General features: G+C 71.5%; 9 protein-coding genes. 4 read left to right on the top strand and 5 right to left on the bottom strand.

Translation table 11 applies throughout. The annotated features are described in order from the left end of the window. The 3 genes from ACZ6KY_RS07690 to glgB all read left to right on the top strand — a co-directional run. The coding region (locus tag ACZ6KY_RS07690) for an alpha-glucosidase C-terminal domain-containing protein (RefSeq protein WP_469309384.1) at positions 1-361 on the top strand (361 nt) is incomplete at its 5' end. A gap of 106 nt (positions 362-467) precedes the next feature. Next, positions 468-1,889: a maltokinase N-terminal cap-like domain-containing protein gene (locus tag ACZ6KY_RS07685; RefSeq protein ID WP_469309383.1), complete on the top strand. Its 1,422-nt coding sequence runs from the start codon at positions 468-470 to the stop codon at positions 1,887-1,889. Between the two features lie 45 nt (positions 1,890-1,934). Beyond that, positions 1,935-4,481, top strand: a complete 2,547-nt coding sequence (gene glgB, locus ACZ6KY_RS07680) for a 1,4-alpha-glucan branching enzyme (RefSeq protein WP_469309382.1) — start codon at positions 1,935-1,937, stop codon at positions 4,479-4,481. Positions 4,482-4,588: 107 nt separating this feature from the next. Here the strand turns inward: glgB and ACZ6KY_RS07675 are convergent, their stop codons facing one another. From ACZ6KY_RS07675 to ACZ6KY_RS07660, 4 genes are all read right to left on the bottom strand, one after another. After that, the gene (locus ACZ6KY_RS07675; RefSeq protein ID WP_469309413.1) at positions 4,589-6,856 is read right to left on the bottom strand and encodes a HelD family protein; all 2,268 of its coding nucleotides are present in this window, start codon (positions 6,854-6,856) and stop codon (positions 4,589-4,591) included. Between the two features lie 192 nt (positions 6,857-7,048). Then, positions 7,049-7,381, bottom strand: coding sequence for a thioredoxin family protein (locus tag ACZ6KY_RS07670; RefSeq protein WP_469309381.1), 333 nt, complete (start codon positions 7,379-7,381; stop codon positions 7,049-7,051). Further along, complete coding sequence (locus tag ACZ6KY_RS07665; RefSeq protein ID WP_469309380.1) at positions 7,378-7,806, bottom strand: MerR family transcriptional regulator; 429 nt, start codon at positions 7,804-7,806, stop codon at positions 7,378-7,380. The genes ACZ6KY_RS07670 and ACZ6KY_RS07665 overlap by 4 nt, the downstream gene beginning before the upstream one ends. 92 nt (positions 7,807-7,898) lie before the next feature. Then, positions 7,899-8,420 carry an Lrp/AsnC family transcriptional regulator gene (locus ACZ6KY_RS07660; RefSeq protein WP_469309379.1) on the bottom strand — a complete coding sequence of 174 codons (522 nt, stop codon included), beginning with the start codon at positions 8,418-8,420 and terminating at the stop codon, positions 7,899-7,901. A 157-nt stretch (positions 8,421-8,577) separates the two neighbouring features. Between ACZ6KY_RS07660 and ACZ6KY_RS07655 the strand changes: the two genes are divergently transcribed. Beyond that, positions 8,578-9,480, top strand: coding sequence for an NAD-dependent epimerase/dehydratase family protein (locus ACZ6KY_RS07655; protein WP_469309378.1), 903 nt, complete (start codon positions 8,578-8,580; stop codon positions 9,478-9,480). Positions 9,481-9,519: 39 nt separating this feature from the next. On the opposite strand, the gene ACZ6KY_RS07650 is transcribed toward ACZ6KY_RS07655, so the two are convergent. Further along, positions 9,520-10,284: a DUF2127 domain-containing protein gene (locus ACZ6KY_RS07650; protein ID WP_469309377.1), complete on the bottom strand. Its 765-nt coding sequence runs from the start codon at positions 10,282-10,284 to the stop codon at positions 9,520-9,522. Positions 10,285-10,404 lie beyond the last annotated feature (120 nt).

The following is a 10,404-nucleotide window of genomic DNA, read 5'->3' as shown; positions in this document are numbered from 1 at the left end:
GTCGTCGCCCTCCTCGCTGCTCCACTGGACCCGCCGCATGATCGAGATCCGCAAACAGAACAAGGCCTTCGGACTCGGCTCCTACACCGAACTCCAGTCCTCGAACCCCGCCGTCCTCGCCTTCCTGCGCGAAGCGCCGTCGACCGAGGGCGAAGGGGACGACGACGATCTCGTGCTGTGCGTGCACAACTTCTCCCGCTTCGCCCAGCCCACCGAACTCGACCTGCGCGAGTTCAACGGCAGACACCCGGTCGAGCTGATCGGCGGCGTGCGATTCCCGGCCATCGGCGAACTGCCGTACTTGCTGACCCTCGCCGGTCACGGCTTCTACTGGTTCCGCCTCCGGAAGGAAGCCGTCTAGAACCCGGGCGGCGGGGCGGTTTCTCCCGCCCCGCCCTGGGCACGCATGACTCACACCTCGCCCGGTATCCGGGGCCCCCGGGTCACTGGGGAAAGGACGCGACGCCATGTCGGAAGCCGTAACCCACTCTGCCCCGGCCCCGGTCGCACGCCCCGAGTTGCTCGCGTCGCTCGATCCACTGCTGCGGGAATGGCTGCCCCGGCAACGCTGGTTCGCGGGCAAAGGGCGTCCGGTGACCGGATTCTCCCTGGTGGCCGCGGTGGAACTACTGCCGCCCGGCGCCCGGTTGGGCCTGATCCATCTGCTCGTACGCGCCCATCAGCCACGCACTCCCACGCAGGGCGCCGCCTCGCATCCCGGGGACTGCTACCAGTTACTGATCGGCGTACGCGAGGCACTGCCGCCACGGCTCGCGCCCGCCCTGATCGGGCATCCGGAGGAAGGACCGCTGGCCGGACGCACGGTGTACGAGGCACTGCACGACCCGCGCGCCGCCGGTGTCCTCCTGGAAGCCCTGCGCACCGGGGCCCGCGTAGGAGACCTGCGCTTCGAGAACGACCGGCGCCAGGAGATACGCAAGGACCTGGTCCCGCGCCTGGTGACGGCGGAACAGTCCAACTCGTCCGTCGTCTACGGAGATACGTTCATCCTGAAGGTGCTCCGCCGGATCGTCCCCGGGATCAACCCGGATCTGGAGCTTCCGCTGGCGCTGGCCCGGGAGGGCTGCGCGCGGGTCCCGGCGCCCGCGGCCTGGATGCTGGCGGACCTCGACGCGGAGACCTGTGTACTCGGTGTGCTCCAGCCGTTCGTGCAGGGCGCGGCCGACGGCTGGGAACTGGCGCTGCGGGAGCTGGCCAAGGGCGAGGACTTCGCCGCCGAGGCGCGGGCGCTGGGCCGGGCCACCGCCGAGGTGCACACCGCGCTCGCCCGGTCGCTGCCCACGGTCACCCTGGGCCACACGCGGATGCGGCCTCTCATCGACGCCATGACCGGGCGGCTGGACGCCGCCGCGCAGGCGGTGCCCGCGCTCCGGCCCCACGCACCCGGCCTGCGGACCGCGTTCGAGGCGCTGGCCGATCTGTCCGCCGAGGGCCACACGTGGACGGCCCAGCGCATCCACGGTGACCTGCACCTCGGCCAGTGCCTGCGCTCCCCCGACGGGGAGTGGTCGCTCATCGACTTCGAGGGCGAGCCGTCGAAACCGCTCGCCGAGCGCCGTATGCCCCAGCCCCCGGCACGCGACATCGCGGGCATGCTCCGCTCCTTCGACTACGCGGCCCACTCCGTCCCCGAGGCTCCCGGCTCCCCGGGGACACCGCTGGCGGCCGCCTGGGCCGACACCTGCAGGGCCGCCTACTGCACCGGATACGCCGAGGTCAGCGGCCTCGACCCGCGCACGGACCCGGTATTACTGCGTGCCTTCGAGACGGACAAGGCGGTGTACGAGGTCGTGTACGAGGCCCGCCACCGCCCGGACTGGCTGCCGGTTCCGCTGGCGGCGGTACGGCGGCTGGCCGCGTCACCCTGATCCCCCTGCTGTCCCCCAGCTCACCCTCCCGAGGAGGCCCTGCCCGTGACGCCCCGCCCCCCGTCCGACGACAGTCCGAAGAAGAACGGCGCGAAGAAACCGGCCGCCGCCGAGAAGACGCCCACCGAGAGGCCGGCGGCCGAGAAGGCGTCGCCCAGGAAGGCGGACACCGAGATAGCACCGGCCGAGGCGGTCGAGGGCGCGACAGGTCCCGGCCGGGGCGAGAGTGGTCCAGCAGTCGGCGAGCCAGGTCCCGGCCCGGGCAAGACACATCCCGGCCCAGGCAGGCGCGGTCCCGCCGTCGGTGGGACAAGCCCTGGCCCGGGCGAGGCACGTCCCGGCCCGGCCGGAGGCGGTCCCGCCCCGGCCGGAGGCGGTCCTCGGCCAGTCGGAAGCGGTCCCGGCTTCGCCGGTGTCGGCCCGGCGGACCGGCAGCGGCTGCTCGACGGTACGCACCACGATCCGCACGGAGTGCTGGGCGCCCATCCGATACCTGGCGGTGTCGCCTTCCGCGCCTTCCGCCCGTACGCGCTCGGCGTCACCGTCGTCACGGACGACCTGCGCGCCGAACTGCGCGACGACGGGGACGGTTTCTTCTCCGGGCTGCTGCGGCTGCGCGCGGTCCCGGACGCGTACCGGCTGCTCGTGGCGTACGAGGGGACGGTGCTGGAGACCGAGGACGCGTACCGATTCCTGCCGGCGCTCGGCGAGTTGGACCTGCATCTGCTCGGCGAGGGCCGGCACGAGGAGCTGTGGCGGGCGCTCGGCGCCGAGCCGATGGAGCAACAGGGCGTCACCGGAACCCGGTTCACCGTGTGGGCTCCGAACGCGCGCGGTGTCCGGCTGGCCGGCGGCTTCAACTTCTGGGACGGCACGGGCCATCCGATGAGGTCGCTCGGCTCCTCGGGCGTCTGGGAGCTGTTCGTACCGGCGATAGGCGAGGGCGAGCTCTACAAGTTCGACATCACGCGCCCCGACGGTTCCCGCACCCTGCGCGCGGACCCGATGGCCCGCCGCACGGAGGTCCCGCCCCTCACGTCCTCGATCGTCCACGCGTCCCACTACGAATGGCAGGACGCCGAGTGGCTGGAGAAGCGGGCCGCCCGGCCGGCCCATGAGGCGCCGTTCTCGGTGTACGAGGTGCATCTGCCGTCCTGGCGACCGGGTCTGACCTACCGTCAGCTCGCCGACCAGCTCCCCGCCTACGTCGCCGACCTCGGCTTCACCCACGTAGAACTCATGCCCGTCGCCGAACACCCCTTCGGCGGCTCCTGGGGCTACCAGGTCACCGGCTTCTACGCCCCCACCGCCCGCCTGGGCACGCCCGACGACTTCAGACACCTCGTCGACGCCCTCCACCGAGCCGGCATCGGCGTCCTCATGGACTGGGTCCCCGCCCACTTCCCGCGGGACGAGTGGGCCCTGGCCGCATTCGACGGACGGCCCCTCTACGAACACGCCGACCCCCAGCGCGCCGACCACCCCGACTGGGGCACCCTCGAATTCGACTACGGCCGCCGCGAGGTCCGCAACTTCCTCGTCGCCAACGCCACCTACTGGTGCGAGGAGTTCCACATCGACGGCCTGCGCGTCGACGCCGTCGCCTCCATGCTCTACCTCGACTACTCCCGCGAACCCGGCCAGTGGACCCCCAACGAACACGGCGGCCGCGAGAACCTGGACGCCGTCGCCTTCCTCCAGGAGATGAACGCGACCGTCTACCGCCGCAACCCCGGCGTCGTCACCGTCGCCGAGGAGTCCACGGCGTGGGACGGCGTCACCCGGGCCACCCACCACGTCGGCCCCGGAGGCTTCGGCGGTCTGGGGTTCGGGCTGAAGTGGAACATGGGGTGGATGCACGACTCGCTGGACTACGTGTCCCACGAGCCGGTCCACCGGAAGTACCACCACGACGAGATGACGTTCTCGATGGTGTACGCGTACAGCGAGAACTACGTCCTGCCGATCTCCCACGACGAGGTCGTGCACGGCAAACGCTCACTCGTCTCCAAGATGCCCGGCGACTGGTGGCAGCAACGCGCCAACCTGCGCGCCTACCTCGCCTTCATGTGGGCCCACCCCGGCAAGCAACTCCTCTTCATGGGACAGGAGTTCGCCCAGGGCGCCGAATGGTCCGAGGCCCACGGCCCCGACTGGTGGCTCCTCGACCCCGCCTACGGCGCCGAAGCCGACCACCGGGGCGTCCGCGACCTCGTCCGCGACCTCAACACCACCTACCAGCACCAGCCGGCCCTGTGGGAACGCGACACCGACCCGGCCGGCTTCGGCTGGATCACCGGGGACTCCGCCGACGACAACGTCTTCGCCTTCCTGCGCCACGCCGCCGACGGCACGCCCCTGCTCGCCGTCTCCCACTTCTCCCCCGCCGTCCGCCACAACTACCGCCTCGGCGTCCCCGAGGACATCCCCGCCTGGCACGAAGTCCTCAACACCGACGCCCTTCGCTACGGCGGCAGCGACGTCACCAACCCCGACCCCGTCAAACCGGAACCCCGGGGCTGGCACGGCCGCCCGGCCAGCATCCAGCTGACCCTGCCACCCCTCGCGACGGTGTGGCTGCGGCCGGCCTAGAGGCTGCGCGTACCCGGTCCCCGGCGGCGCGGCCACGGGGACCGGTCAGGAGCGAGGCGGCGGGACCGGCGAGCCCACCGTCACTCCGGACCGGCACCCCGCGCCGGTCACTCCAGACCCGTACCCCGCAGCGGCGCGGGCAGTTCCCCGGTGTGCAGGACGCCCAGGGTCTGGGTGGCCCGGGTCAGCGCCACGTACAGGTCGCTCGTCCCGTACGACGCGGGCTCGACCACCAGGACGGAGTCGAACTCCAGGCCCTTGGCCTGCCGGGGGTCGAGGAGCACCACCGTGCGGGTGAGGTCGGGCTCCTGACCCGCCGTCACCCCGTCGAGCCGGCCGGCGAGCGCGGTGTGCAGGGCGCGCGGCGCGATCACCGCGAGCCGTCCTTCGGCGGGGGTCAGTTCGGCGACGGCCTTGGCGACCGCGCCGGGCAGGTCGTCCCCGGCCTCCCGCGCCCAGGGCCGTACCCCGGTGGAGCGGACGGAGCGCGGCGGCTCGAACCCGGGGCGCTCTGCCCGCACCACACCGGCGGCCACGTCCATGATCTCGGACGGGGTGCGGTAGTTGACGCCGAGCCGGGTGTGCTCCCAGCGGTCCTCGACGTACGGGGAGAGGATCTCCTCCCACGAGCCGACCCCCGCCGCCTCCGCGGTCTGCGCGGGGTCGCCGACGAGCGTCATCGACCGGGTGGGGCTGCGCCGCATCAGCAGCCGCCAGGCCATCGGCGACAGCTCCTGCGCCTCGTCGACGATGATGTGGCCGAAGGCCCAGGTCCGGTCGGCGGCGGCGCGTTCGGCGGCGCTGCGGTGGTCGTCCTCCTCGTGCCGCTGCGCCATCCGCTCGGCGTCGATGATGTTGTGCGCGGACAGGATCTCGGAGTCCTCCTCTTCCTTGTCCTCGAACTCGTACGTCCGTGAGGCGTAGGAGACGTCGAGCACGCCCTGCGCGTAGGCGATCTGCGTACGGCGTTCCTGGTCGGCCAGCGCCCGGGCGACCCGGTCGTCCTCGCCGAGCAGTTCGGCGGCCTCGTCGAGGAGCGGGACGTCCGCGCCGGTCCAGTCACCGGCGCCGGTCAGCGGGCGGTGGATCGCCGCCGCGTCCTCGTCCGGGACATGGCCGTACGGGTCGGCCAGGAAGTCGGCGACCAGTCGCTGCGGGGTCAGCCTCGGCCACAACTGATCGATGGCCGACCAGACTTCGGGGTTCTCGGCGAGTTCGTCGCGGATCTGGGTGATGTCGCTCGGGTCGAGGAGGTTGGAGCCGTCGAAGGGGTCCGTGCCGATGCGTTCGGCCAGCATGTCGGTGAGGGTGTTGAGGATGTGGCCCTCGAAGTGCTCGCGGGCGACGTTGTGGGGCAGGTCGGCCGCGCGGGCGCGTTCCCTGGCCACCTGGACGAGGCCCGCGTCGAGCATCAGGACGTCCCGGTCGTGCTCGATCGCGATCACCGGGTCGGGGAGGGCCTGGCGGTCCCGGACGACCCCGGCCAGCACATCGGCCATCTCGGCACGGCCCTTCACGGCGGCCGCCCCGGGCGTGTCCACGGCCGTCGCGTGGACGCCGGGGAAGAGCTCACCGACGGTCGAGAGCAGCACGCCGGTCTCACCGAGCGAGGGCAGCACCTCGCCGATGTAGCCGAGGAAGGCCGGGTTGGGGCCGACGATCAGGACGGCCCGCTTGGCGAGCAGTTCCCGGTACTCGTACAGCAGATACGCGGCGCGGTGCAGGGCGACGGCCGTCTTGCCGGTACCGGGACCGCCCTCGACGACCATGATGCCCCGGTGCGGCGCGCGGATGATCCGGTCCTGTTCGGCCTGGATGGTCTGCACGATGTCGCTCATCCGGCCGGTGCGGGCCGAGTTGAGCGCGGCGAGCAGCACGGCGTCGCCGGTCGGGTCCTCGTGACCGGTGCGTTCACGGTCGCCGAGGTCCAGGATCTCGTCGTGCAGGTCGGTGACATGCCGGCCCTCGGTGCCGATGTGCCGGCGGCGGCGCAGGCCCATCGGGGTGTGACCGGTGGCCAGGTAGAAGGGGCGGGCGACCTGGGCGCGCCAGTCGATGAGGATCGGGGTGCGCTCGCTGTCGTCGGCACGGATGCCGATCCGGCCGATGTGGTGGGTGACGCCGGCGGAGGGCGCCCCTTCCACGGGGGATTCCACCGGGGCCAGGTCGATACGGCCGAAGCAGAGCGAACCGTCCACGGCGTTCAGCGCGGCCAGCAGCCCCGAGCGTTCGGCGACCAGGACGTCCCGTTCGAGCCGGGCCTGCATGGGCGTGTCGCCCTGGGCGAGCGCGTCCTCGACGGAGGCCTCGGTGACACCGCGCAGGGCGTCCACCCGCGCGTACAACCCGTCGATGAATTCCTGCTCGCTTCGCAGTTCATCGTCGGGGAATTCCGTGTGCGATTCCTTGTTTGACAATTCCGCTCCCACCCAGATATACTGCGCCTAGTGAACTTCTTCACGACTCGATCCCTCGAAGTCGCGAATCATTGAATATACGCAGAGAAATCCCCCGGGCGCAATTGCCCAGGGGATTTTTTTATCTGCCGGGTTGTCGGCCGGGTGGGGTCAGATCACGTCCGACAGCTCCTGCAGCAACCGTCGCTTGGCCCGGGCGCCCACCATCGACTTCACGGGCTCACCGTCGCGGAAGACCATGAACGTCGGCATCGAGAGCACGCCGTACGCCAGCGTGGTCTCCGGATTGGTGTCCACGTCCAGCTGGACCACCTTGAACCGGTCGCCCTCCTCGAAGGCCAGCTCGCTGAGCACCGGGCCCATCTGCCGGCACGGCGGACACCAGTCGGCCGTGAACTCCACCAGCACGGGCAGCTCCGAGCCGATCACCTCCGCCCCGAAGTCCGCGTCCGTCACTTCGGCCACGCCTGCCGCCCTGATCATCGCGTCCGCCCTCCCAGTTCGCATACGGGTTCCGGACCGCCCGGAACCTCCGCGTCGGCCGCCAGCTCGTCGCGCGCCCGTTCCGCCCGCGCCAGCTGCTCGCCGACCTGCGCGCGCACCGACCGCAGCTCGTCGATCAGCGCGTCGAGCTCGCCGAGCTTGCGGCGGTAGACGTCCAGGGACGCCGGGCACGAGTCGCCCTCGGGGTGCCCGGCCCGCAGACACTCCACGAAGGGCCGTGTCTCCTCCAGGTCGAACCCGAAGTCCTGCAGCGTCCTGATCTGCCGGAGCAGCCTCAGGTCGTCCTCGTCGTACGTCCGGTACCCGTTCCCGCCCCGCCGCGCGGGCAGCAGCCCCCGGGACTCGTAGTAGCGCAGAGTCCGCGTGGTCGTCCCGGCCCGTGCGGCCAGCTCGCCGATTCGCATGCCCCGACGGTAATCCTTGACGCCGACGTCAAGGCAAGCGGCGGCGGGCGGACGCCTCTGCGCGGGGCAGCGGGGCAGCGGGGCAGCGGGGCTCAGCGTGAGGTGCGCGGCAGCAGCGGTTTGCGGTCCACCGGTGAGGACAGCACGATCGAGGTCGTCGTCCGCCCCAGCGCGGAGGTCTGTTCCAGGACGTCCTCCAGGTGGATGGTGTCCTCGACGGCGACCTTGAGGATCCAGCAGTCCTCACCGACGACGTGGTGGACCTCGGTGACCTCGGGACGGGCCAGCAGTTCCAGGGTCCGCGGATGCTTGAGGGTGTACCCGCCGTGCGGGTTGACGCGGATGAATGCCTGGATGCCGTAGCCGAGGCGGGGTGCGGAGACCCGGGCGCCGTAGCCGGTGATCGCGCCCGTCGCCTCCAGCCGGCGCACCCGCTCCGCGACCGCCGCCGGGCTCAGCCGGACCCGGCGGCCCAGCTCGCTGAGCTTGATACGGCCGTCGCTCTGGAGCAGTTCCAGGATCTGCCGGTCCAGCGCGTCGAAGCCCGCCGACGTTTCGCCGGAGACGGCGCGCGGATGCCGTGTTTCCTTCGGTGCGACAGCCGGATCTCCCATGTCTCCCCCTTCGGGCCTGACCCCCGCGACGGGAGAATTATGACCACAGCCCGAAGCACCGGGAACGCCCGGCGATCGGTGACGGGGTGCGTGGAGAACGGGTGCCCGCGTGCATGGACGCATGGGGCACGAGTGCGGGGAAACAGGAAAGGTCGGCATGCGAGAGATCTGCGTCATCGGCGGAAACCGGTATTTCGGAAAGCGTCTCATAGCCCGGCTGACGGCCGCGGGAGACCGGGTCACCGTCATCAATCGCGGCTCGTCGGCACCGCCCGCCGGGACGATTCATCTGATCGCCGACCGCGATGACGAGAACTCCCTGGAAAAGGCGCTGGGGTCACGGACTTTCGATGTCGTCGTCGACCAGGTCTGCTACACACCGCGGCAGGCGGAGATCGCCCGCCGGGTCTTCGCGGGGCGCACGCGCCGGTATGTGATGACGTCCACCGTCGAGGTGTACGAGTACGAGGACACGGCGGACCCGGTCACCGAGGACGCCGTGGATGCCCGTACGGTCGCCGTCGACCTCGGACTGCCCTGGGACGAGGCGAAGTTCCTCGAAGCGCACTACGGCGAGGGCAAGCGGCAGGCCGAGGCGGTGTTCGCGGCCGGTCCCGGCTTCCCGTACGTGGCCGTGCGGGTCGCCCATGTGCTGGGCGGGGGCGACGACTTCACCGGCCGCCTGGAGCACTACGCCGACCGGATCCGCAGGGGCGAGACGATCGCCGTGCCGCCCGTGAACCACCCGGCGACCTACATCCACGTCGAGGAGATCGCCGACTTCCTGTTCTGGGCGGCGGGCGAGGACTTCACCGGCCCGGTCAACGCGGCCTCCCACGGGCCGCTGACCACACAGGAGTTGTGCGAGGCGATCACCGCGCACCTCCCGGACGGCAGGGCGGTCCTGGGGGTCGTCGAGGTGGGCGAGATCTCACCCTTCTCCTTCCGCCGTTCCTACGGCATGGACAACTCCCGGGCCGCCGAGCTCGGTTTCCCCTTCGGCGACGCGCGGGCGTGGCTGCCGCGCGCCGTGGCCGAGACCCTCGGAAAGGGCGACTGAGGCGCAAGGGACCGTGCGTACCGGGCGGGGGCCCGGGTGTCAGACCATGACCCCGGCCGACGCCTCCACCTCCAGAAGCGACGCGCTCTGCCGCTCCGCCTCGAACGCCCTGTGTCCGCCGCGCAGGCCGAACAGCCGTTTGGCGAGGGCGATGTAGAGAACCGCGAGGACGTTCAGGACCAGCGTCGCGATCTTCAACCCGCTGATGTGCTCGGTGAGTTCGTAGATCTCCAGCGGGAGGAAGGCGGCGGTGGCGACGACCGTGAGGTACTCCGCCCAGCGCTTGGCGTACCAGAGGCCGACCGCCTCGACGAGCTCGATCAGCGCGTACGCCAGCAGCAGGACCGCGACCAGCAGCAGTGTGGAGTGCTTGTAGCCGAAGGTCTTCTGGATGGTGCCGACGACGGGCGAGTGGTCGAGGTCGTAGTGGAAGTGCCGGAAGACCGGCCTGAGGACGTCGAGGTACTCGTCGAAGAGCCGGCGCACCGCGTACTGGCTGTTGCTGAACTTCCAGACGGCGACCGCGACCAGCACGATGAACACCCCGCGCACGGCCCGCTCGATCGCGAGGAAGCGCAGGATGAACAGGTCGCGGAGCACCTTGCCGCGCGCCACGAGCGGCGCCTCGTCCGCGGGGCCGGAGCCGTGCGGATCGCCGAGCGCGAAGTCGCCGCAGCGCAGACAGCGCCATGCCTCGCCGAGGCCCGTCTCGGCGCGCAGCCGCTCCCGTAGCACCCGCTCGTCGGGCGCGTACGTCACGTGGCCGCGCCGCGCGCACGTACGCCGGTCCCAGTCGATCTTCATGCTCGGTGTCCTCCGCAGAACGTGCTGTGCCGGGGGGGGGGGGGGGGGGGGGGGGGGGGGGGGGGGGGGGGGGGGGGGGGGGGGGGGGGGGGGGGGGGGGGGGGGGGGGGGGGGGGGGGG

It is taken from the genome of Streptomyces sp. NPDC042002, from assembly GCF_055588305.1.
Note: the sequence above shows the minus strand (reverse complement) of the source record. Positions and strands in the feature narration are given on the sequence as shown.